The sequence below is a fragment of the Kyrpidia sp. genome (genome assembly GCF_023512215.1).
In the GTDB taxonomy this organism is placed as follows: Bacteria; Bacillota; Bacilli; order Kyrpidiales; family Kyrpidiaceae; genus Kyrpidia; species Kyrpidia spormannii.
Genome location: NZ_JAILZZ010000026.1, coordinates 1 through 23073, shown reverse-complemented (window position 1 = coordinate 23073; position 23073 = coordinate 1). Strand labels below are relative to the sequence as shown.

Below are 23073 nucleotides of genomic sequence, written 5' to 3'. Positions count from 1 at the left end.
CCCCTCCCAGGGCCGTTGTCATTTGGGAATGGTCCCTTCCACCCCCTGGACAAACCAGTTCATGGACAGGATCTGTTGATCCGTGAGCTTGCTTCCGGCCGGCACCTGAAGCTTTCCGGAGGCATCGTAGATGGGACCTTGGAACGGATCCAGTTTTCCGGCGGTGATCTCCGCTTTGTCTTTTTCCACCAGATTCTGAACGTCCTGGGGAACGTTCTTCCCGAAGGGCGCCAAACCGACCATGCCGTCTTTGAGACCCCCCAGGTACTGACCGCTTTTCCACGTCCCGTCCATCACCTCTTTGACAACCTTCACGTAATAGGGCCCCCAGTTCCACACGGGATTCGTGATGTAGGCGTCCGGGACGTAGCGCCCCATATCGGAGTCATTGCCGATGGCGTAGGCTCCTCGCTCCTGGGCCGCCTGCAAACTGGCCGGGGAGTCCTGGTAGGCCGCCACCACGTCCACCCCCTGGTCCAGAAGGCTATTGGCCGCCTGGCGTTCTGTGGCCGGATCGAACCAGGTGTTCGACCACACCACTTTGACCTTCACCTTCGGGTTCACACTTTGGGCACCACGGGTAAAGGCATTAATGTTATAAATCACCTCGGGAATGGGAAAGGCTCCCACGTAACCGAGCAGGTTTTTCTTCGTCATCTTGCCCGCGGCCACCCCGGCCAGATAACTTGCCTGATAGTTTCGGCCAAAATACGTCCCCATGTTGGGAGCCGTTTTATATCCCGCACAGTGCATGAAAATCACGTGGGGGAATTTCTGTGCCACATCATAAACGTAGTCCTGATACCCAAAACTCGTGGCAAAAATGATGTCATGGTTCTGGGCCAATTGGGTCAGGACCCGCTCGGCGTCGGCGCTCTCGGGGACGTTCTCCACATAGTCCGCCTTGATGCCTAGCTGATTTTCGAGATATTTGCGCCCTTGATCGTGCTGATAGGTCCACCCTCCGTCTCCCGGAGGCCCCAGGTACACAAAGGCAACCCGGGGTTTTTTGATACCCTGCCCCGAGGCGGCCCCGGCTTGGGACGAACTTTGGGTTGCCACCCCGGCTTGGGAGCATCCAGCGATCAACACGAGCCCCAACAGCAGGGACAACCAGCGAATCAGTCCCCGTTGTTTCATGTCTCCCCCACCCCCTCGTTATGGATCCAATCCGGCGCGCCACCGCTGCGCCGTCACTCCTCCCCGGTCCGCCGAAGGAGGCGGCGAAAAGCCCGGTCCGCCTCCCGAAGAAGATGTTGTTCATCCATCGCCACCAGGTGACCCCGCTCCACCAGCATGTTTCCGTCGACGAAAACCATGTCCACCTCTGAACGGGTGGCGGAATACACAACCCTGGAGAAAGGATCGGCCTCCACCGAAGGAAAGGTGTGCAGGCGATTCAGATCGAGAATCACCAGATCCGCCTTTTTCCCCGGTTCGATGCTGCCGATCTCGTGGGCCAATCCCACGGCCCGGGCTCCTTCCACCGTGGCCATCCGAAGCACCGTTCGCGCGTCCATGGCGGTGGCGCCGTAGCGGGGTTTGTGGATAAGAGCCGCCAGGCGCATTTCGTGAAACATGTCCAGGGTGTTGTTGCAGGGCGCCCCGTCCGCCCCCAGGCCCACCGACACGCCCCTTCGAAGCAGATCCGGGACATCGGCAATGCCCGATGCGAGCTTCAGATTTGAACTCGGGCAGTGGGCCACGTGAACCCCGCGTTCCGCGAGAATCCCCTTCTCTTCCTCATCCAGCCAGACGCAGTGGGCAAGAATCACCCCCTCGTTGGCCAGGCCGATGGAGTCGAGGTAGGTGACGTTGCGCAGGCCGTGGCGCTGTTGGACAAGAAGCACTTCATCTTTGTTTTCCGCCGCGTGGGTGTGCACATAGACCCCGTACTCATCGGCCAGATCCCGCACTTGACTCAGCAGGGACTGCGTACAGGAGACCACAAAGCGCGGGGCAAAGGCGTAGCGGAGACGGCCGCCCCCTTGGCCATGCCATTTTTCCAATAAATCCACACTTTGCTGGAGCGACTGGTCTGTACTCTCGGCGAGTCCCGGAGGAACGTCATCCCCGAAATCCATCATGACTTTGCCGGAGAGGGCGCGGATTCCGGAATCAAGAAGCGCCCGGAAGGCGGCATCCGTGTAATGGACCGTCTCCATGTCTACAATGGTGGTGGTTCCGCTCTGAAGCAGCTCCCCGATGCCAAGAAGGGCGGACAGATAGATCGATTCCTCATCATGAGCGGCTTCGAGAGGCCAGACCCGGGTGCGCAACCAGTCCAGGAGCGTCAGATCATCCGCCCGGCCCCGAAACAGGGTCTGGCAAAGGTGCACATGAAGATGAATGAAACCCGGCAGGATCAGTTTCCCCTGGGCGTCGATCTCCCGGTCCACCTGACCGTCTTCAACCCGACCCACCGCGACAATACGGTCGTCTTCAATGAGCAAGTCCCCGTGAACCATTTCGTCCTTCTCATTCATGGTGAGGATGTCGGCCCCCCGGATCCGCGTTTTCATCCCGAAGCCCACCCCCTCAAAATCCGATGCCCACAACGCTGGGAGCCACGAAAGGCCCGCGGCCGTTTTCAATGCCCTTTCCCCGGTACACACTGTACCCGCCCGGAGCGATCAATAACGGGATGTGGAGATCCTCCTCCGGATCTGCGATGCGCAAAGAGACAGAAACCCGGTCAAAGAACACCGCCTCCGCCAGAGGCCCGCCCTTGCCGCGGTAGTAATCCCCGGGAAAAAAGACGATTTCGTAGAACCCCGAGCGCATCGCCTCCCCGGCCAAAAGAGGCCGCTCCAGTCGTCCATCGGCACCCGTGACCGCCCGGGCCGCGGACTGTTTCCGCCCGTCCTCCATGATCCGAAAAAGTTCCACCGCAAGGCCCGCGGCCGGACAGGCGCACGCCACATCCAACACATGGGTGGTCAATCGGCCTTTCATCGGGATGGCCCTCACTCCTCAAGGTCCTTCCGGGTGACGGTGAACCCCTGAAAACCGTAGGGCGGCCGAGGTTCGGTGTACACTTTGGCCTCTGCCCTCTTCCCGGCGAGGTCCTCCACCTCCTCCAACACCGTCTCCCAAGTTCGGTTGTTCGCCTCAAAAGAAACCTCCAGCAATTGGGGGAATCGGGTCAGCACCCGCCGGCCGATGTGATAAATGAGATTTTGAATGGAAGGAGAGGTGAGTTCGTGGAATACCGTGTGGGCGATATCCCGCACCTGCTCCGCCGCGACGTATCGTTCCGGGTGCTCGGCCCGAAAATCCTCGGGATGTTCATATTTCCATTTGATGTCAAGATAGATGAACAGCGGTCGGTCCTGCGCCTCGGGCAGGGTGGTGTATTCATCGTGAATGTAGCCGTAAAAACTGCTCCCTTTGATCTTGATCAGTTTTAACCCCGCCACACCCCCGGCGTGCTCCACCACCACGGGTCCCTCCGGCCCCCGGCGAACCGCCACAAAAGCGGTGGGATACTCATTCATGGAGTAACGAAAAACCAGTTCTCCCGGTCGAAATCCTTCCTGCTCGGGGACGGGCAATTCGTCGAAAGGAATTTGCCGTCCGAACAGTCGAACACCTGACACATGGGCGTATTTCTCCAGGAATTTTCCGGCCACGAATTCCAGGAAACCTTCCGCCGTCGCCCCCTCGAAGGCCCCGGCCTGGCGCAGGATGAAATTCTTCATCGAATCGGTGGCCACCACCATGGAGTTGTCCCCTTCGGTGAAGGAAGGCAAAAATGCCTCTCCCTCCACGGCCATCTGGGCGTTCATGCCAAATATCACGTTGGGCCGGCCCGCAAATGCCGACTCCGGGATCTGCCCCAGCCCCCTCAAGGGTTTTGCGTAAGAACGATAAACCCAAACATCCCCCTTGCCGTAATACATCGTCCGTTGATCCGTTCCACTTGTCATGGTCCCTGTCATGATCATTTCGTTTCTCTCCTTTCACCGTTCCTCAATCCCCATGTCCCTGAGCCGAAACCATGCGATGAGCAACACCTCCGACAGGGCCCGTTGCTCTTCTTCCTCCTGGGTCGCCGCCAGACGTTGCTCAAGGGCCTTTTGGATCTCCCTTGGAGTGCGATCCCGAACGGCGAGGATAAAGGGGAATCCGAATTTGTCCCTATAGGCTCGATTCAGACGTGTCAACAAATGGTACTCGGCGAAACTCAGTTGCTGAAGACCAGCTCGGTGCTGCTCCGACAGCGAGGCGGAAGACATCCGGGCCCGGGCTCCGAGGTCCGGGTGGGCGCGGAACAACGCGAGCTTGTCATCTCGAGTTGAGCCTTTGACCACATCCGCCATCACGGCAAATAAATGATCGACGGACCGGAAGGGCCGCCTTGCCCAGGCCCGCTCGGCAACCCAGGGAGAATGCTCGAACACCCAACCCACCATCTCTGTAAATTCTTGTTTCGTCGCCCCGTTCAGCTGGGTCAAGGTGACCATTTTCGCCCACCACCGCATGCACGTCGCTGCTCTTTTCCATCAAACCCTTGCGCATTTGGAATATATTATAACCTAGTGAGTTTATATATCTGACATATTAAAAACGGCCCCTTCCTTTGTCATTATGCATGTTGACCAAAAGTGGCCGGCCAACCTGTTGATTCTAGCCGTGATTCCCCGGGACCCCCTCGGCCTCTTTTCCGTACATCAGCCCCCGAATGAGCAGCGCCACCCGCAGGCGCAGCGTGACATCCGGTTCTTTCAGGTCCCGGCCTATGAGTTCCTTACATTTGTCCAGGCGATACACCACCGTATTCCGGTGAACATATAGTTGCTTGGCCGTTTCGGCTATCTGACAGTTATTGTCAAGATACACCGACAAGGTGTGCAAGAGATCCAATTTTTCTTTGTCCGCAGGATGGGCCAGGTCGTTTAAGGAGTTTTCGTAAAACTGGATGAGATCTTCTCTGGGAATCCAGCGAAACAGATCGGCCAACTCTTTGGCGCGGTAGGGTTGGATAAACCGGCGGCGCCCGGAGCGATAGCCCATGTGGAGAGCGCTCTCCCCCTCCCGATAGGCTCTGGGAAGTTCATAAAAATGGCGGATGCAAGGACTCAGACCAAAGGAGACAGAAACGCCGACCCACCGGGCAATCTCCTCCTGAACCGATCGCAGCCACGCCGCCATCTCGTGTTCTTCCCGCACCCCGTACTCTTTTGCCGGTCGCAGCAAAACAAAAGACTCGCCCCGGGTGAACAGCACTCCGCCCGAGGTGACCTCTTCGAGAGCCGTCTCCAGGCGATCGTACACCGCATCCCTCAGCCGCCGGCGCCGCTCCTCCAGCCCTCCGACCTGCTCTTCCAAGCGATCGTCGATGCGGCAAACCGCACAGACGTAGGGTTGGTTCTCCCGCAGTCCGTAAAGTTTGCCCAAATTGATAATCTCCCGGCGGGACCCGATGTCCCCGCTCAAAAAATCTGTGAAGAACTCATTTTTCATCCGTCGGGTGTTCTCTTCCACCGCCTGTCGCTTCAACAAATCGAAAGCCATGACATTCACCGCTTGCTCCACCGCCAGTCGGGGATAGACGCCGGACTCAAAAGGGCAGCCGTAAACCACGAGAAAACCGTTCTGCTGCCGATGGGTGCGGACGGGAAACAGCGTAAAGGTCATGGGTGGGTTTGTTGACTCCAGGAGGGAAAAGGCGGTCATGTCAGGTATGGATCCATTCAGGCTGCGCAAATGGGTCAAAAGGGCATCCCGGCACCTGGGGTCAAGTTTGCCGTGGCCGGGAGAGGCGGCGATGACCCGAAACCCGGGGTCCAGAAGTTGAACGGGACAGCCGAGCAGCGCCCCGAGGTTCTCCACCACAGCACCCACGCCCCGGCCGCGAAACACCAAGGTTGTAAACGAGCGGTGGATGTCCAAGGCGTACCGCAATTCTTCTGCTCGCTTCTCCAGTATGAAGTTGATCGTTTGGTTCACAATCTCCCCCAGGGACGGCTGATAGGGCAGTTCAATGATCGGCAGCGCCCACTCATCGGCGGCCCGGACCATTTCCGGGGGGGTCTCCGGAAGGAATCGCCGGATCTTGATCCCCAAGCCGGCGCAGCCTTTTTGCGCCATTTGGCGGACCAAATCCACCAGGGCACCGGGGCGATCTTTTAGGCCGTATCCGGTGGTGACCAAAAGTTCGTTTGGTTTGAGAAAATCGATAATATCCGGCGCATCCATCATGTTCACTGATTGAACATTTCGCGCAAGACCTGACGCCCCTGCTACAACCTTTGCATCGGCAAGAATCGGAATAGCCAACAAATCCCTCACATTCATCGCCTCATCACCTCCTATGCGTAATATTATATATCATAATAAGTCAGTAAGTTAGACAGTTGGATACCATACATAATTCGTGCCTGCGAAACCGGTGAACCTGACCAATGACAGGGGTCATCCCGAGGGGTAGGATACACCAACAGAGGTGTTGCCAATGTTCGAGATTCCTATCCGGATGGAACGGGTGCTCCACCGGCTCAAAGAACTGGCTCATTGCAGTGCAGGGAAACGAGGGGTTACGCGGTTGTCGTTCACATCCGAATTCCGCCAAGCCGGCCTCTTGGTTCGCAGGTGGATGAAAGAGGCGGGGATGGTGGTCCGAGTCGATGCCCTGGGGAATATCATCGGCCACTATCCCCATCACCGGCGCGGTGGCCCCGCCTTCCTCATCGGATCCCACCTGGATTCTGTGATGGAAGGCGGAGCCTTTGATGGGACGCTGGGGGTGGTGGCGGCCCTGGAGGTCGTCCAGGCGCTGTTCGAATCTGGCGTCCAGACCGCTTTGCCCCTGGAGGTGGTGGTATTTTGCGACGAGGAAGGGGCTCGCTTCCACACCACGCTGCTGGGAAGCCGGGCCATGGCGGGGACGTTGCTGGGAGAGGATCTGAACGCCCGGGATGCCCGGGGCATCACGTTGGCTGAAGCCCTCCGCGAATTTGGCCTCGACCCTTTGGCGTTCCGCTCGGCCAGGCGGGATCCGGAACAGATCGCCGGCTACATGGAACTGCACATTGAACAAGGGCCCATCTTGGAAAATGAACATCTTCCGTGTGGAGTCGTCAGCGGCATCGCCGGTGCCGTACGCGGCCGATTCCAGGTTGAAGGTCTGGCCGGTCACGCCGGCACCGTACCCATGGATGCCCGGCGGGATGCTCTGGTCGGGGCGGCAGAAATCATCCTGGCCGTGGATGAGGCCGCCCGAGAGTCCCCCTCCACGGTGGCGACCGTGGGGAATCTCCAGGTCTTTCCGGGATCGAGCAACGTGATTCCCGGCCGTGTCGAGGGAACGCTTGATGTCCGCAGCTTGGACGACGAAGAACGGCGGCGGGTGTTCAGGCAAATTTGCCAAAGAGCGGAGGGTATCGCTGAAAACGGGAGCCTTTCTTTTTGCTGTGAAGTCGTCCTGGACACCCCGGCGGTCCAGTGTTCTCCGCGGCTGATGGCGGCGGCGGCAGAGGCCATAACCCATCATGGTTACCCGCCGCTTTTTATCCCGAGCGGAGCCGGACACGACGCACTGGCCATGGCCGACCTCACCGAAGTCGGGATGATATTCGTTCGCTGCCGCGGCGGCGTCAGTCACCACCCGGAGGAGTACGTGGAACCCGAGGACATCGAGATCGGCGTCTCAGTCTTCCTGGAAGCGGTATTGCAAGCCATGGACAGCCACCCTAAAGCAGGCTCAACGGGACAAACCGAAGAGGCGGAGGTGCCCTGAATGAATCTGTCGACGCGAGAAGGCCCGAATGACGGTCACGCTCCGGGAAGCGAAGCAGACAAAGAGCGACTGTGCGCTTGGATCGACGCCCATCGCCACGAGATGGTGGCATTCTTGCAAGAGTTGATCCGCATCCCGGCGGATAACCCGCCCGGTGATTGTCAAAGGATAGCAGATTGGTTGTACAGGCACCTCCAGGCGTTCCCTCTGGATGACGTTCAGCTTTTGCCCGTACCCCAAGAGCGGGTGGAGAGCGTGGGCATGGTCCGCGTTGCCAACGTAGTGGCCCGCATGGCCTTCGGGGATGGATCCGGGCCCGTGGTCGGCCTTAACGCCCACGGCGATGCCGTGGCACCCGGGCTCGGCTGGACCCGAAATCCTTACGGCGGAGACGTGGTGGAAGGGGCCGTCTATGGCCGTGGGGCGGCTGTGTCAAAATCTGACATCGCCGTGTACACCTATGCGGCATCCGCTCTCCACATCGTGACGGCTCCACTTTCCGGACAAGTGGACCTTGTTTTCACCTTTGACGAGGAGGCGGGGGGCACCATCGGCCCCGCCCGCTTGCTCGCCGAAGGAACCATCCGGCCGGACGTGGCCATCACGGCGGGATTCACCCACTCCATCGTCAATGCGCACGGGGGCTGTCTTCACCTTGAAGTGCGGTTGCAAGGCCGATCGGCCCATGCCGCCGAGCCCGAGTTGGGTGTGGATGCCCTTGAGGCGATGACGCAGGTGTTGCACGAGCTTTACCAGTATCGCGACCGCTTGGCAGAGCGGCGCTCCAAGATCCCGGGACTTGGGTCCCCGACTCTGGTCGTCGGCCTGATCCGCGGCGGAATCAATACGAATGTGGTTCCGGATGAGTGCGTCATTCGCCTAGATCGCCGCCTCATCCCAGAAGAAGATGGAGACCAAGTGGAAAATGAAATTCGCCGGTTGATCGAAGAGGCCGTCAGCTCCCGGCCCGTCCGAGTGGACATCCAGCGGATTTTATACGCCAAACCGCTGCGTCCAACCCCGCCGGAGTCCCGGTTCATCCAAACCCTCAAAAAGAACTGGACGACCGTCATGGGGGGACGGGAACCGGATATCCACGGGGTGCCTCTTTATACCGACGCCCGGCATTTTGCCGAAGCGGGGATTCCGGTGGTACTCTTTGGAGCGGGCCCGAGGACCCTGGCCGAGGCGGGCGGTCACCGGGCGGATGAACACGTGCGCATCGATGATATGGTCCTAGCCGCCAAAATCCTCACCATGACGTTGTACGATCTTCTTCGGAAAGGAGTCGGCGGGAATGAGAGATGAAGGTGATTTGGTGATTCGCGGGGGCACTGTGGTTTCACCGGAGGGCACTCGGCGAGCGGATCTCCGGATTCGACACGGTACTGTGGTCGCTATGGAGAGTCAATTAACTCAGACGTCCACATTGGACCGGGAAATCGACGCCACAGGCTTGTACATTTTCCCTGGACTCATCGACGCCCATGTCCACTTGAACGAACCTGGAAGGGCAGACTGGGAAGGGTTCACGACGGGAACCATGAGCTTGGCAGCCGGTGGGGTGACAACGTTTTTTGACATGCCCCTGAACAGCACCCCGCCCGTGACAGTCAGGAGTCACTTTGAGGAAAAACGAAAGGTCGCCGAGGCGAAATCTTTCATCGATTACGGACTGTGGGGAGGGCTCATTCCCGGAAATGCTGAGGAGTTAACCGAACTTAGCCAGTGCGGGGCGATCGGTTTCAAAGCCTTCATGACCGACGCTGGAACCGACGATTTTCCCGCTGTGGACAACGACTCCCTGTGGGCGGGGATGGACATTGCAGCCCGCCTGGGCGCCGTGGTCGCCGTCCATGCGGAAAGTTCCTGGATCACCCGCCGCCTGACCGAATCTTTTCTGTCCCAGGGGCGGGTTTCAGCCCGAGATTACGAAGCCTCCCGCCCCGTGGTCTCCGAACTGGAAGCTGTGGAACGCGCCCTTGCCATCGCCCGTCTGACCGGGTGCCGCCTGCACGTCGTCCACGCGAGCAGCGCGGATGTGGTCCGCCGGATCCGGGCGGCGCGAGAGGCCGGAGTGGACGTGAGCGTGGAAACCTGCCCCCACTACCTATCCCTGACTGTCGCCGACCTGGAAGAACTCGGCGGCGTGGCCAAATGCGCTCCCCCCTTGCGAGGACGGGACGAAGTGGAAGCTCTCTGGCAGGCCGTCCGGGCGGGGCTGGTGGACACCGTGGGATCGGATCACTCCCCTTGTCCACCTTCCATGAAAGAGGATCCCGAAGGCAACCTTTTTCGCGTCTGGGGCGGCATTTCCGGCGCCCAAACCGCCCTCAACGTGCTTCTGGAGGAAGGCTACCACAGGCGCGGAGTGCCCCTCGAGACCCTGACTGCCCTCACCGCCACCAACCCGGCAAAGCGGTTCGGCCTTTATCCCCGAAAAGGCACCATCGCGCCCGGTTCGGACGCCGACCTGGTCCTCGTGGACCTCGACGCGCCGTGGACCCTTCGCCGGGAGGATCTCTATTATCGTCACCCGCACAGCCCCTTCATCGGTCGGACATTTCGAGGAAAGATTCTTGCCACCCTCTTGCGCGGAAAACCGGTTTACTGGGACCCGTCCCTGAACAAGCTCATGAGGGAATTCGGCTCGGGGCGCTTCCCGGACAAACCCTTCGGCCGGTTTGTCGCGGGACAGCATGGCTAAAACGGGTACAAATCTCATGCCCGATCGGACGGAGCCGGCTCCACCCCCATGCCAAGCACCGGTTTCACCGGCTCAGGATCTTCGGCCGCGCCATGTCCCGGCCCCTCCGGCCAATTTGTAAACCGCTCCAGCTCATTGTACGCCGGAATGCCATGGAAGGCCAGGTCCAACCCCTGCTCCTCCAAGTCCGGCGCCACACGAAGCCCCATAATTTTATCGAGAAGAGTGCCAATTCCGAACATGGCCGCAAACCCCCACACCGCCGCCACCGCAGCGCCTAACCCTTGCACGAGCAGCAGATGGGCATCACCGGTGGTCAAGATCCCTTGGCGTACATCGAACAACCCCACCGCCACCGCACCCCAGAGGCCGCCGAATCCGTGAACCGCCACCGCCCCCACCGGATCATCCACCTTCATCCGATCCACCCATCCCGTCGCCCAAACCACCAAGGCCCCGGCCACCGCGCCAATCATCACCGAGGCACCCGTCCCTACAAAGGCACAACCCGCCGTGATCGCCACTAGTCCCGCCAGGGAACCATTGATCGCCATGCTCGGATCGGAAACCTTAAAGCGCGCCATGCTCACGAGGATCGCCGCCGCCCCGCCGGCCGCCGCCGCTAGAAAGGTGTGAAGAGCAATCATGGGAAGCCGCACGTCCAGGGCGTTCAATGTACTGCCCGCGTTAAACCCGAACCACCCAAACCACAGAATAAACGCCCCCGCCGAAGCCAGGGGAATGTTACTTGGAGCAAAGACGTTGACCTCTCCATCTGAACCAAATCGCTGGCGCCTGGGCCCGAGCACCGCGGCCAGGGCCAGGGCGGAAAATCCCCCCATGGCGTGAATCGCCGCCGATCCGGCAAAATCCTCCATCCCGAGTCGAGATAACCAGCCCCCCGAAGACCAGATCCAGTGGCCGGACAACGGATAGATTAGACCGCAGACCAACATGGTCACCACGATATACGCCGAAAATTTCATCCGCTCGGCGACGGCCCCGGACACGATCGACGCCACCGCCATGGCGAAAGCGATCTGAAATAATGCATAAGCGGCAGTGGGAACTCCCTCGGGCCCCATCACCCCAGAGGGTAAAGCCAACCCGAACCAACCAAAGTGATCCGCACCAAACATAAGTCCGAGTCCCACCGCATAATAGGCCAAAGCCCCAAAGGTGAGATCCACAAAAATTTTCATCGTCACGTTTACGGCGTTTTTGGTCCGCACCAAACCCGCCTCCAAAAGGCTGAACCCGCCCTCCATGAACACAATCATCGCCGCCGCCAGCACGACCCACACAGTGTTCAACCCTTCCGGTACCGTCACATCTCTCCCCTCCAACGTCAGAGAAAATACGATGCCAGTATACGCGACCGAAAGGGGTATTCGCAAGCAGTTTTGTCATCTTTCATTACATGTTATCGATTATTTTGTGGACCGCATATCATCGATCGTTTCGTCGGGCGCACCGGTGCGAATGTTGTACGCTTCATACACCGGCAGGACAAAAATTTTCCCGTCTCCCGCCTCCCCGGTCTGCGCCGCCTGGACAATCGACTGCACCGCCTTCTGCGCATAGGCATCGGAGACGACCATCTCCACCTTCACCTTCGGGTGCAGGCTGATTTGATACACGTGCCCCCGATACACCCCTGCCGAACTGCGCTGTTGACCCCGGCCTTGAACCTGGCTGACCGTGAATCCAAAGATTCCAGCCGCATGCAGCTTTGCAATCACCGCCTGCAACTTTTCCGGACGAATAATCGCCTCAATCTTTTTCAATCCCATTCTTCCTTCCCGCCTGAAAATCGCCTTGATCGCCCCCATGATAACGAAAGGAGCGGGACTCGACAAATCCCGCTCCCCTTGCTCGTGCTCCATTCACGAATTCACGGCTCCTCGGGCAACTCGTACCACTTCAACCGCTCTCCCACCGCGGCCCGCCACTTCCACTTCATCGTCTTCGGAGTGCGCTCCACCACCTCTGCCAACTGGCGGATCCGCTCCTCTAGCTCCAACCGAATCGACGCCTCCACCACAAAATCCTGCAACCGCTCGAGAAGAACATCCAAATTTCTCGTCACCGTGCGCCACAATCCCCAGTCCCGGGCCAGAGTGTCGGCAAAAAACCGGGTATTGAACGCTCCCGGCTCGTCTCGATCGACGAACGGCACCCCGGACAACAAAGCCAAGACATCCCGCATATCTTTTTCCGTGAACTCCACCACCTGCAGCTTGGTCAACATCAGGTCTGCCACGGGCAAGGTCACTTCTTGGACAGGCAATCGGCCGCGAAGGTCCAAGGCGTGGCACATGCGAAACTCGTCAATGAACACGTCGATTTTTTCTTTCCCCCGCCAATACATCAGCCGACTTCGGCCGTTCAGTAGATTGAACTCCTTTTCCGGCCTGAGTCCCATCGATTCCAGCCACTGCTGCACATCCCGGCGATGTTCCGACACGGTGAACAGATCCACGTCCCCGGGCGGCCGAACCAGCGTATCCGGAACTTTCCCCAGGACATGATACCGAACCGCCCGCCCGCCGAGCAGCCGGACGCCCCGTTCTTTGTGAGCCAACTCTAGAACGAGATCCTCCGCCCAATCCTTCGTCGGCACCGGCTCATTCATCTTTATCCCCTCCCGATCTGTATGCCCCGACAACGGCACCTTTCGGCCAAACCGGCGACGCCATCCCGGTTTTATTCCGGAGGGATCTCTTGAAACACGAGGCCCAAATCGATTCCCTGCCGGGAACGAATCCATCGCACAATCCCGTAATACACAAACCCCGACAAAAACACCGCCACATTGATGAGAAGCATCGTGGGATGAGCCACACTGATGCCGGAGTTGGGATCATTCAGAAAAGCCCACTCGATCAACCCCAGGCCGATGATACTGATGGCACCGAGAATCGACAGCACCGGAACGCCCCCGAATCGCCAGTTGATGGGGGAGGCCTCGAACATCGCTTTTTGCCGAAACGGAAAAACGATGGCGGCCACCGAGGTCAGCAAAAACGTGAAGACCTGGCCAAAAAATCCGGCGATAGTCGCAAAGGAAGGCGTATAGGCATAGACGTAGAGAAGGATCAGGCCGAGAAGCCCCGAAACCCCGATCGACCAGACCGGCGCGTGGGTGCGGTCGCTCACAGCGGACAGCTTCCCAGGTGCAAGCCCATCCAGGGCCCAGGCCATGAGGTTTCGCGTGGTGGTGAGGATGTAGATCGGCATCCAGGCGAAGGTCCACAGCAAAAACCCGACCCCCATGAGGAGAATGAGCAAGAGATTGGAGGTCAACATGGCGCCGATCTCCGCGAAGGTCGGGGTAAAACCGATGCCGAGCGACTGGAGATCGGCCGTGTCCAGGGCCCGCAAAAACGGAAGGCCCGCCACGTGCACCACCGCCCAGACCAGCACCAAGATCCACACCGTGGAATACACCAGCGACCCGGGCATGCCGATCAGCTGGGCGCGATTCGCCCCCTTGATCTCTCCGCCAATGTACGCGGACGCAATGCTAAAGCCCAAAACCGTAAAGGGCCACGTCGTCGCACTGAGCGTGGAATGCCAACTGAAGCCGGGCGCCTCCGGTGCCGGCCCAGCTCCTTGCAGGACTGCAGAGTACGCATCCGGATGGCCGGTCAATTTCGACATATACAGGTTGAACGCATCGGCCATGGATCCCTGGTACGTGGCGAACACCACCAGGATCGCGACCAAGCCCACCGAAGCCAGGATGAACAAATAGAGTTGCAACCGCATGTAAACATTGATCCCGATGGAAAATAAAATTACATACAGGATAATGAGCACCGCCCCGCTCACAAAGACCCCAAGGGGACTGGTGAACCAATCCCCGATTTGAACCAAATGGGGCGCTTCAAAATACGCCCCCAAACTCCGGAACAGGGAGGAGATCCCGTACTTGCCGAGAAATGCAGCGGGAATTCCAATGTATAAAAAGCTCCAGATCGTGTAATTCCAATTCGCTACAAAGCCCCAGACCGGCGAGAGCGACCGGCTGACGTACACGTACTCCCCTCCGGATCGGGGCATGGCCCCGGCAAACATCGCGTACACCAAGCTGCAGCACACCACCGCGAGAAAACAAACGAGCGTCGATACGTACATGTTCACCCCGGGGTACGCATCCGTCGGCATAAAGAGGAGCATGAACGCGACCCCGATGGCGATATTAATAAAATTCACATTGTAGATAAAAACGTCCGATGCCCTCGCTTGTCGCACCAAGCCAGTGGCTTTCCGGGTAAAATTTCCAACCACGCTCCTGCGCCTCCCCTCTCATCCCATCTTTTTCATCCCCGGCCCCATGAGGCCGGGGATGAAGCGCCCAACAAAACGCTCGCGTCTGCTCAACACTAGCGGGTCCATGTCTATGCGGTCACCAATTGATACCCCTGAACCTTGTCCCGGGCGAGGTTCACGATGGCCCCGTGGAGCACTCCTTCTCCGTACTCACTCCCTGGGTTGATGCAGAGCGTCTTCCCCAAGCGCCGGGCCCCGCGGGATTCATGTACGTGGCCGTGGAGCCCGAGCAAAGGCTGAAATTGCTCGATCGCCCGGCGCACTGCCGTGCTCCCCACCGGCGTCATGACCGTGTGACCACCCCGGGTGACCACCTGCCCATCCCGCAACAGGGGTGCATGATCCAACCCGGTTCCGTGCGGCGGAACGTGGAGAGTGAACACCGCCCTGTGAGGCGTCTCCAACTGCTCCGCCAGGGCCACGATATGCCGTTCCAGCTCCTCTTCGGGCATCTCGCGAGGACTGTCGAAGGGCGTCTGATTACTGTAGCCCACCACCACCATTTCATGCTCCTCGTCGATACGCGCCACCCCTCCGTCCATGTTTTCCACATAGTCGCTCTCTCCCAGTACTTCATCCACAAAGGACTCGTCATCGTTTCCCGGATTGACGAAACACCGCACCCCGAGCCCTTTGAGCCGCTCTTCAGCCAATTCCATCCATCTCCGCAAGGATGCGAGGACCAACTCCCGAAAGAGTTCGCTCTGCCGGAGTTCATCGGCGGAGATTGCTTCGTATTCGTCCGGTTCCAAGCGCACCGGGTAAAAACCGTTAAAACGGATGGCCTTCTCCAGGGCTTCGATCTCTTCCGCCGATTCCACCCGGTGCATGCGGCCGAGAAAATTTGCCTCATACCCGGTTCCCCGGTGGATCAGCGGCACCACCACCTTCCCCGTGATGTCGCCGCCCAGAATCAACACCCGGGCTCCGTAAAATTTTGCGGCACCCAGAAATTTGAGAAAGCAACGCTCCGATCCGTGGATATCACTGGCGTAGAAAATCCGCGTGCCCCTGGCCATCTCCCCTCACCGCCCTCCGATTTTTCCATGTGCCACCATCGTCGCGATCACATCCACCACGGCCCGCACCGCCAAGAGTGCTGTCGTGTCGCTGATGTCATAAGGGGGGGACACTTCCACCACTTCCATGGCGCACACCCCCTCTTTTGCCACCAACTGTAGGAGCTTCAGCGCCTCCCGGGGCAGGAATCCTCCCGGTTCCGGCCAGCCGGTGCCCGGCACGAACCCCGCGTCCACAGAGTCGATATCAAAACTGAGATAGACGGCTTTCGCCCCTTTCCAAGCAACTTCCAGGGCGATCTCCGCCGCTTTCTCGATCCCCATGTCCTCGACATCATGGATGGTGAGAATCGTCGTTCCCCGGTCCCGGGCCACCTTAACCCCGGCCCGGGGTACCTGCCAACCGCCGATCCCGATCTGAACCAGGTTCGAGGCTGGAGCGTTCGGAATGTTGGTGGCATGAAACCAAGGCGTGGTGTGCATTCGTTCATCCATGTCTTTTTCCTGGGTATCCACGTGACGATCCAGATGAATAATTCCGACATTACCGTCCACGTTTTCTGCCACACCCCGCAGGCACGGGTACCCGATGGCGTGATCCCCTCCCAGAATAATCGGCATGGTCCCTTTGCTCATCACATGGGACACAGCTTTGGTGATCTGGTCGAAACTTTTCTCGATGTTCGCCACCGTGAACACATCACCGAGATCACAGATTTTCACTTGCTCCCTCAGATCCACCCCGAGTTCGTAATTGTACGTGGTATATAGGGCCGAAATCCGGCGGATTGCCTGGGGGCCGAACCGTGTACCCGCCCGATAGGTCGTTCCGATATCAAAGGGCGCACCCAGAATCGCAATGTCATATTGATCCACTTCGTGGACGTTCTCGAGATAGGGCATTTTGAGAAAGGTGTTGATCCCCGCCCAGTGGGGAAGCTCTCCCCGGCTGAAACAAGAGATCGTGCGATCCCCGATGCTCGGAGCCGCCTCCAGCCCCATTTCAATGGCGCGCCGGATCTCTTCCTCGCTTCGCACCGTCGGCAGGGCAGCCTCGGCGAGAGCCGCTGAATATCCATCCAATCCCTCTTTGTCAAAGGACGGCTCCTCCAAAGGATGGCGGTAACGCCCGCCGTGGTTGTGGTAGAAACTCACCGCTTCCCTCTCCTTTCGAAAAAAATACGGAGGGATAAAAACCTCCCGGGCTTTTATCCCTCCGTGTGACGCCGGCTTCGGCGCGAACTCCTCTCGGACCGGTCCGTTTGTCATCTTTCATGCCAAACGCGGAACCCTAGGAGTTCTCTATCGCCATTTTAACCGGACTATCTCCATTATGCAAGATATTTTCCTCATTCTACGTCATTTTTTATATCTCAAATATCCCTGATTCAGAAAGGTTTCTGTCCTAAATCTGACCGCGGTCTTGTTCAAAGGCATAGGCGGCCCGAAGGACCACCTCATCCTCCCCGTGGCGCCCGATAAGCATCATCCCCACGGGAAGTCCGCCCGACCGCCCGCAGGGCACGTTCATCGCCGGGTGTCCGGTCACATCGAAGGGAGCGGTGTTGACGATCATCTCCAGCGCCCGGGCCACCCGCTCCTCCCGGCTGCTCTCCGGCCCGGGGATGGGCGTCGCTTTCATCGGCGTCGTGGGCATAATCAGTACATCGTAGGTTTTCAAGACGGCGTCATATTCCGCCCTCAACTGCCGCCCGAGATTCTGGGCTTTGGCATAATATCTTCCGTGATACATCTCCTGCATGTACTGGGCTGCCAGGATCACCATCTTCACAGTATCGGTGAGATCCACCGCCCGGGTCTTCAGACCCCGGGCATACACATCGAGAAGGCTGGTCTGATAAAAGCCCTTCCAGTTCGTTCCTTGACTGTGCCCGCGGATCATCATGTCCAAGGTACCCTCGGTTCCGATCACGTTCCAGATGTGAAGCCCGTCCCGATGCATTGGAATCGAGATTTCCTCCACCGAGGCCCCGTACTGGACAAAGGCGTGCGCCGCCTCCCGGACCGCCTCATCCACGTCGGGCTCAGACAACGCTTCCCATCCAAAGCCTTCCCGCACCACGCCAATCCGCATCCCGCTCAGGTCTCCGCCGAGCAGTTGGCTGTACGGTTTTGCTTCCAGATCCCTCTGGCGTGGGTCGAGGCCATCAGGTCCGGCGATGACCTCGAGCAGGAGGGCCACGTCCGCCACGGTGCCGGCAATGGGACCCACGTGGTCGATGGTTTGCTCAATCGGAAACACCCCGGTGTAGGGCACGAGACCATAGGTGGGCTTCAGCCCATACACCCCGCACCAGGAACTGGGGATCCGAATCGATCCCCCCTGGTCGCCACCGATGGCCATGTCCACGTCCCCGGTGGCCACAAGAACGGCACTTCCGCTGGACGACCCCCCCGCTGACCGCGACGGGTCGTGAGGATTTCTCACCGGGCCCGTGTCAGACGTAAAACTGCTGCCGGAAAAGCACAGATGCTCACACACCGCTTTCCCGACGATCTCACCCCCGGCGTCGAGAATCCGGGTCACGATCGTCGCATCGACATCGGGCACATAGCCCTCCAACACCGAAGTCCCGTTCATCATCGGCACTCCGGCCAAACTCACGTTATCTTTCAGAACAATCCGCTTACCGGAGAGCTTCCCTTCCGACGCTCCCGGAACTTTCGTTTTCCAGTACCAGGCTCCAAGCGGATTTTCCTCCTCGCCTGGGCGATAGCCCACCGACCGCGAATAGGTGACTGGCGGCTTCGGTTCCACCATGTCGTGAACCCGGTCATAGGAAGCCAGCGCCGCCGACACCAGATTGCGAAACTCTATTAAATCCTCCGGTCCCAAGCCCAGCCCATACGCACGCGCGATGCGGTCCAATTGTTCCAGTGAAGGGCGTTGAATCACGAGGCATCCCCCTTATGCAGGCAGTTTTGAAAAATTTTCACTAAGATCAACGCTGGGGTGGTTCGTTCACGACAAGCCTGAATACGTCTGGACGGGAGTAGTGCCCAATGGGATCGAACTCCTAATGGACCTCATCCAACAAACCGAGATCTAAGTCCGCGTACAAAATTCCTTCCCGGGAGTACAACGGGCCCTCGATGTATTGCCCGAACGGGTCAACAATTGCCGTCCCGCCCCGGGAAATCTCTTCAGGAAAATTCTCTAAATCGTCCTGGCCATACAGATCTTGAGGGTACATCTCTTTTGTGACGTACTGGCTCGTGGAAATCACAAAACACCCGTACCTGTGTTTTCTCTCGCATCCCGCTCCCTCCCGGTTAAACTTGGCGATGCCGCATCGGACGACACTCCGCCTAGATCCACTATACCGATTGGCGCATTTTTTGTACAATACAAATAGAGTAGGGGATATGGACTGTTGGAACGAATCCAAGTTTACCATGAAGCAACCGGCCGGTCGTTATAACGAAGCAACCAGGTTGGAGTTCGGAAGGGGGCAATGCGATGGATTTCCAATTGACGAATGGTCCAACAGACGGTACGCCGGTTTGTCGAACGGGAACTGATCCCCCTTGAACAGCAGGTCTTGCGAAACGAACGGGAAGGGAAGCCAGGGATGTCCCGGGAAGAATTGAAAGACCTGCAACTTAAGGCAAAGGAGATGGGTTTCTGGGGAATCAATACACCCGAAGAGTACGGCGGAGCGAACCTCGGCCACCTCATGCAGGCCCTCATCACCATCGAACTGGGGAGAACGTTCGTGCCCTTTCGCTTCGGCGGATGGGCCGACAACATTTTGTACTATTGTAATGAAGAACAGAAAAAACAGTATCTCATTCCCACCATTAACGGCGAGCGCCGCTCCTGTTTCGCATTCACGGAACCGGGAGCCGGTTCGGACACCCAGGGCATCCGGATGCGCGCCACGAAAGACGGCAATGAGTGGATCTTGAATGGGGAGAAGATTTTTATCACAGGAGGAAATGAAGCCGACTTCGCGATGGTCTTTGCGGTAACCGACCCGGACGGTCCCCCGCGTCGGCGGGTCACCTGTTTCCTCGTGGATCGGGAAATGGGTTGGACCTCAACCCCCATCCCGACGATGGGGGAATGGAGTCCGGCGTCGCTGGTGTTCGATAACGTGCGGGTCCCGGAAGATCACATCTTGGGTGAGCTTCATGGAGGCTACAATCTCGGCCTGGAGTGGATCGGGTACGCCCGGTGGCACGTGGGTGCCACAGCGGTGGGGGCCGCCCGGCGGCTCCTGCAAATGGCCATCGATTATTCCCACCAGCGGTATACCTTTGGAAAACCCATCGCCGAACGCCAGGCCATTCAATGGATGATCGCCGACTCTGCGGTGGAAATCGAAGCGGCCAAATGGTTGGTGCTTCGCGCTGCGTGGATGCTGGATCAGGGGATGGATAACCGGCATTACGCCTCCATGGCGAAGCTCTACGGTTCCAACATGGGCAACCGCGTGGTGGATCGGGTGTTGCAGATTCATGGGGGAATGGGGTACACGAAGGAGTTGCCCATCGAACGATGGTACGGGGAGGTCCGGTTGTGGCGCGTCTACGACGGCACGGATGAGATCCAGCGCCTCATCATCTCCCGAAATCTCCTGAAGGGACACGTCAAAATGGATGATTTGCTATAGGCAATGTCACGGAAGGAAGGTGTTCGCCTGTGCGAGCCTGGGTGGTGCATCAGCTTGGAAATCCGGAAGAAGTACTCCGCCTGGAAGAGAGGCCGGCGCCGGTCCCGCAAGCGGGAGAAGTGTTGATCGACGTCGAGGCCGCGGGAGTCAATTTTCTTGACCTCCTCCTGTGTGCCGGTACCTACCAAGAAAAGCCCCCGCTTCCCTTTACCCCCGGAGCCGAGGTGACCGGTCGCATCCGAGCCTCGGGAGAGGGGGTGGACCTGCCCGTCGGGAACCGGGTGATTGCCCTCCCCGCTTTGCCAGAGGGCGGCTACGCCGAACAGATCAAAGTACCGGCCGACCGCGTATACCCCGTGCCGGAATCGATGCCGCCGGCGGAAGCCGCCGCCTTTTTCATCAGCTTTCACACGGCTCAATACGCCTTGCATCGGCTGGCCCGGCTTCAGCGGGGCGAGGTGCTCCTGGTACACGCCGGAGCCGGCGGAGTCGGGTCGGCGGCGATCCAGCTCGGCAAGGCGGCAGGCGCCGGAGTGATCGCCACAGCGGGCGGCCGGGAGAAAGTGAACATTTGCCGAGAACTCGGCGCCGACTTGGCGATCGACTACAGAGAACATGATTTTGTCGAGGCCGTCAAAATGGCCACCCAAGGCAAGGGGGCAAACGTTATTTTCGACCCGGTGGGCGGGGATGTGTTCGACCAGTCCCGCCGCTGCATTGCCTTTGAAGGGCGGATCCTGGTGGTGGGATTCGCCGGCGGGCGCATCGCCCAGGCTCCCACCAACCACGCCCTGGTGAAAAACTACGCCATCTGGGGGGTGCACTGGGGACTCTTTCAGCGCCTCTTCCCCGAGGCGGTCCGGGAGGCGCACCGGGATCTAATCGCCCTCTACCAGCAGGGTTCCATCCGGCCCCTTGTCCACCACCGATTCCCCTTTGAGCAGCTGCCCGCAGCCCTCGCCCGCCTGGCCTCCCGACGGACTTGGGGAAAAGTGGTTCTGGAGCGATGACGCGCAGGGCCGGACCGGCTTCGGTCCGCCCCCTTCATGCAAAGGACTCCAGTACGATTTTTCCAATGCTGTGGCCTGAGCGAATTTCGGCGAAGGCTCTTTCCAGGTTGGCGGCGCTGATCGGGGACAAATAGCGATTCATCGTCGTCCGGATCTCTCCCGAGTCCACCAAGCCCGATACCTCCGCGAGGATGCGATGTTGTTCCTGCATATCCGGAGTTCGAAACCGGGCACGCGTGAACATGCCTTCCATGGCCCAGGTAAGACTCTTGTCAAACAGCGGCCGCAGATTGACCGGGGAGGTGGGCGGGAGGATGGTGCACAACTTCCCACCCGGCACCAAAACATCTAACATGGCATCCCAATTGGGCTCCACCACGTTAAGACAAAAGACCGCGTCGACCCCGGATATCCCCAGCGCCTCAAGCTGCGGCCGAAACGGTTCATAATGGTCGATCACATGGTGGGCGCCGTACTCCCTCACCCATTTGGTCGACTCCGGTCGGGATGCGGTGCCGATCACCTCAAGTCCCGCCCACCGCGCCAGCTGTACAGCCATGGAACCCACTCCACCCGCCGCCCCGACGATCAAAATCCTCTTGTCCGCTCCACCGTTCGCTTGCACACCTAATTTTTCAAACAGCCCCTCCCACGCGGTCAGGGTGGTCAGGGGCAGCGCCGCCGCCTGGGCAAAATCTGAGGTTCGGGGTTTAGGCCCCACCAGCCGCTCATCGACGACGTGATACTCACTGAAACCGCCAGGTCGGGTGATGTCCCAGGCGTAATAGACTTCGTCACCCGGGCGAAAGAGCGTACAGGCCGGACCCACCTCCCGGACGATACCCGCCACATCCCAACCCAGGATCCGGAGTTTCCCTTCTTCTGCCCGCTGTTTGGTATCCACGGGATTCACCGACACGGCGCGAACCTCCACCAAAAGATCGCGGTCCCCGGGCGCCGGTTTTGGCACTTCAGTTTCGATGAGATTTCCTGAAGACGTCAACACAATCGCTTTCATTTCGCCGGCCACGGCGATCACCTCCACAAGATCACAGCCCAAAACCCCGGGCCGGGATACGGGTTGTCGCTGACATCCCTTTGGAGTTTAGTGAAGCCTCTCCCGCCTTCGCTTTCGCTTAGAAGCGGGAGCTTCCTGGTTCATCGACCGTAGCCACATGGGTCTTACACAATCTCCGCAGGCGTAAGTTCGGGTGCTTCCAGCCCTACTCAGATCTTGCCTAATTCGCCCTTTGCAGGATGACCATCGCCGAGACCACGTCCCGGTCGGCGGTCAGCCCGCAATGCGGGCATTGGTGTATCCGGACGCTTAGGTCTTTGGGAACTGGATGCCCGCATACACAGGTTTGGGACGTGCCGGCTGGAGGAACTTTCACTAGAACCTTGCCGAACTTTTTGGCTTTATATTCGATGTAGCTGATGAACTTGCTCCAGCCAGCGTCGGCGATGCTCTTGCTGAAATGGTGATTCTTCATCATGTTCTTAACCGACAAATCCTCGACGGCGATCCAGTCATATTTTTGGACTATGCCGTGGGAAATCTTGTGCAAGAAGTCTTTCCGCTGATTGGCAATCTTATCATGCAGCCTGGTTACTTTCGCTTTAG

Annotated in this window: 21 protein-coding genes and 1 riboswitch; of the genes, 5 read left to right on the top strand and 16 right to left on the bottom strand. The window is 59.0% G+C overall.

Going from position 1 to position 23073, the window contains the following annotated elements; translation table 11 throughout:
- Positions 1-18: 18 nt before the first annotated feature.
- From K6T64_RS10245 to K6T64_RS10220, 6 genes are all read right to left on the bottom strand, one after another.
- Complete coding sequence (locus K6T64_RS10245) at positions 19-1140, bottom strand: BMP family ABC transporter substrate-binding protein (protein ID WP_288010023.1); 1122 nt, start codon at positions 1138-1140, stop codon at positions 19-21.
- 53 nt (positions 1141-1193) lie between these two features.
- Positions 1194-2522 (bottom strand): 5'-deoxyadenosine deaminase, encoded by a 1329-nt coding sequence (locus K6T64_RS10240; RefSeq protein WP_170085327.1) that lies wholly within the window; start codon positions 2520-2522, stop codon positions 1194-1196.
- 16 nt (positions 2523-2538) lie between these two features.
- Entirely contained in the window at positions 2539-2955 is a 417-nt protein-coding gene (gene uraH / locus K6T64_RS10235) for a hydroxyisourate hydrolase (protein ID WP_288010021.1), read from the bottom strand.
- Positions 2956-2966: 11 nt separating this feature from the next.
- On the bottom strand, positions 2967-3947 hold the full coding sequence (gene pucL, locus K6T64_RS10230) for a factor-independent urate hydroxylase (protein ID WP_288010020.1): 981 nt from the start codon (positions 3945-3947) through the stop codon (positions 2967-2969).
- Between the two features lie 15 nt (positions 3948-3962).
- The gene (gene uraD, locus K6T64_RS10225) at positions 3963-4484 is read right to left on the bottom strand and encodes a 2-oxo-4-hydroxy-4-carboxy-5-ureidoimidazoline decarboxylase (protein WP_288010018.1); all 522 of its coding nucleotides are present in this window, start codon (positions 4482-4484) and stop codon (positions 3963-3965) included.
- Between the two features lie 145 nt (positions 4485-4629).
- Positions 4630-6300, bottom strand: a complete 1671-nt coding sequence (locus tag K6T64_RS10220) for a PucR family transcriptional regulator (RefSeq protein WP_288010017.1) — start codon at positions 6298-6300, stop codon at positions 4630-4632.
- Between the two features lie 157 nt (positions 6301-6457).
- Between K6T64_RS10220 and K6T64_RS10215 the strand changes: the two genes are divergently transcribed.
- Genes K6T64_RS10215 through K6T64_RS10205 form a run of 3 tightly spaced genes read left to right on the top strand, consistent with a single transcriptional unit; the run spans position 6458 to position 10448 of the window.
- Positions 6458-7741, top strand: a complete 1284-nt coding sequence (locus K6T64_RS10215) for a Zn-dependent hydrolase (RefSeq protein WP_288010016.1) — start codon at positions 6458-6460, stop codon at positions 7739-7741.
- Entirely contained in the window at positions 7742-9049 is a 1308-nt protein-coding gene (locus K6T64_RS10210; protein ID WP_288010014.1) for an ArgE/DapE family deacylase, read from the top strand.
- Complete coding sequence (locus K6T64_RS10205; RefSeq protein WP_288010012.1) at positions 9039-10448, top strand: allantoinase; 1410 nt, start codon at positions 9039-9041, stop codon at positions 10446-10448. The genes K6T64_RS10210 and K6T64_RS10205 overlap by 11 nt, the downstream gene beginning before the upstream one ends.
- A gap of 14 nt (positions 10449-10462) precedes the next feature.
- Here the strand turns inward: K6T64_RS10205 and K6T64_RS10200 are convergent, their stop codons facing one another.
- The 8 genes from K6T64_RS10200 to K6T64_RS10165 form a co-directional block, all read right to left on the bottom strand.
- Complete coding sequence (locus K6T64_RS10200) at positions 10463-11779, bottom strand: ammonium transporter (protein WP_288010011.1); 1317 nt, start codon at positions 11777-11779, stop codon at positions 10463-10465.
- A gap of 99 nt (positions 11780-11878) precedes the next feature.
- Entirely contained in the window at positions 11879-12334 is a 456-nt protein-coding gene (locus tag K6T64_RS10195; protein ID WP_353737808.1) for a P-II family nitrogen regulator, read from the bottom strand.
- Between the two features lie 8 nt (positions 12335-12342).
- Positions 12343-13083, bottom strand: a complete 741-nt coding sequence (locus tag K6T64_RS10190; RefSeq protein WP_288010009.1) for a hypothetical protein — start codon at positions 13081-13083, stop codon at positions 12343-12345.
- A 71-nt stretch (positions 13084-13154) separates the two neighbouring features.
- Positions 13155-14741, bottom strand: a complete 1587-nt coding sequence (locus K6T64_RS10185; protein WP_288010007.1) for an APC family permease — start codon at positions 14739-14741, stop codon at positions 13155-13157.
- A 110-nt stretch (positions 14742-14851) separates the two neighbouring features.
- Positions 14852-15802 carry a metallophosphoesterase family protein gene (locus tag K6T64_RS10180; protein ID WP_288010006.1) on the bottom strand — a complete coding sequence of 317 codons (951 nt, stop codon included), beginning with the start codon at positions 15800-15802 and terminating at the stop codon, positions 14852-14854.
- A 6-nt stretch (positions 15803-15808) separates the two neighbouring features.
- On the bottom strand, positions 15809-16957 hold the full coding sequence (locus K6T64_RS10175; RefSeq protein WP_288010004.1) for an agmatinase family protein: 1149 nt from the start codon (positions 16955-16957) through the stop codon (positions 15809-15811).
- Between the two features lie 40 nt (positions 16958-16997).
- A riboswitch (guanidine-I (ykkC/yxkD leader) is annotated at positions 16998-17108 on the bottom strand.
- 99 nt (positions 17109-17207) lie between these two features.
- Positions 17208-18719: an amidase gene (locus K6T64_RS10170; protein ID WP_288010003.1), complete on the bottom strand. Its 1512-nt coding sequence runs from the start codon at positions 18717-18719 to the stop codon at positions 17208-17210.
- A gap of 121 nt (positions 18720-18840) precedes the next feature.
- Entirely contained in the window at positions 18841-19050 is a 210-nt protein-coding gene (locus K6T64_RS10165; protein WP_100667408.1) for a carbon-nitrogen hydrolase family protein, read from the bottom strand.
- 252 nt (positions 19051-19302) lie between these two features.
- Between K6T64_RS10165 and K6T64_RS10160 the strand changes: the two genes are divergently transcribed.
- Both K6T64_RS10160 and K6T64_RS10155 read left to right on the top strand, forming a co-directional pair.
- A complete protein-coding gene (locus K6T64_RS10160; RefSeq protein WP_288010001.1) occupies positions 19303-20439 on the top strand; it encodes an acyl-CoA dehydrogenase family protein in 1137 nt (378 codons plus the stop codon).
- A gap of 29 nt (positions 20440-20468) precedes the next feature.
- Complete coding sequence (locus tag K6T64_RS10155; RefSeq protein WP_288009999.1) at positions 20469-21449, top strand: NADPH:quinone oxidoreductase family protein; 981 nt, start codon at positions 20469-20471, stop codon at positions 21447-21449.
- A gap of 34 nt (positions 21450-21483) precedes the next feature.
- On the opposite strand, the gene K6T64_RS10150 is transcribed toward K6T64_RS10155, so the two are convergent.
- Entirely contained in the window at positions 21484-22479 is a 996-nt protein-coding gene (locus K6T64_RS10150) for a zinc-binding alcohol dehydrogenase family protein (RefSeq protein WP_288009998.1), read from the bottom strand.
- 208 nt (positions 22480-22687) lie between these two features.
- Positions 22688-23073, bottom strand: a 386-nt coding sequence (locus K6T64_RS10145) for an RNA-guided endonuclease InsQ/TnpB family protein (RefSeq protein ID WP_288009997.1), incomplete at its 5' end; no start/stop codon positions are given.

Excerpts from the sequence above, each read along its gene's own strand:
- K6T64_RS10245 (WP_288010023.1), bottom strand. The coding sequence starts at position 1,140 with ATGAAACAACGGGGACTGATTCGCTGGTTGTCCCTGCTGTTGGGGCTC.
- K6T64_RS10240 (WP_170085327.1), bottom strand. The coding sequence starts at position 2,522 with ATGAAAACGCGGATCCGGGGGGCCGACATCCTCACCATGAATGAGAAG.
- uraH (WP_288010021.1), bottom strand. The coding sequence starts at position 2,955 with ATGAAAGGCCGATTGACCACCCATGTGTTGGATGTGGCGTGCGCCTGT.
- pucL (WP_288010020.1), bottom strand. The coding sequence starts at position 3,947 with ATGATCATGACAGGGACCATGACAAGTGGAACGGATCAACGGACGATG.
- uraD (WP_288010018.1), bottom strand. The coding sequence starts at position 4,484 with ATGCGGTGGTGGGCGAAAATGGTCACCTTGACCCAGCTGAACGGGGCG.
- K6T64_RS10220 (WP_288010017.1), bottom strand. The coding sequence starts at position 6,300 with ATGAATGTGAGGGATTTGTTGGCTATTCCGATTCTTGCCGATGCAAAG.
- K6T64_RS10215 (WP_288010016.1), top strand. The coding sequence starts at position 6,458 with ATGTTCGAGATTCCTATCCGGATGGAACGGGTGCTCCACCGGCTCAAA.
- K6T64_RS10210 (WP_288010014.1), top strand. The coding sequence starts at position 7,742 with ATGAATCTGTCGACGCGAGAAGGCCCGAATGACGGTCACGCTCCGGGA.
- K6T64_RS10205 (WP_288010012.1), top strand. The coding sequence starts at position 9,039 with ATGAGAGATGAAGGTGATTTGGTGATTCGCGGGGGCACTGTGGTTTCA.
- K6T64_RS10195 (WP_353737808.1), bottom strand. The coding sequence starts at position 12,334 with ATGGAGCACGAGCAAGGGGAGCGGGATTTGTCGAGTCCCGCTCCTTTC.
- K6T64_RS10190 (WP_288010009.1), bottom strand. The coding sequence starts at position 13,083 with ATGAATGAGCCGGTGCCGACGAAGGATTGGGCGGAGGATCTCGTTCTA.
- K6T64_RS10180 (WP_288010006.1), bottom strand. The coding sequence starts at position 15,802 with ATGGCCAGGGGCACGCGGATTTTCTACGCCAGTGATATCCACGGATCG.
- K6T64_RS10160 (WP_288010001.1), top strand. The coding sequence starts at position 19,303 with ATGGTCCAACAGACGGTACGCCGGTTTGTCGAACGGGAACTGATCCCC.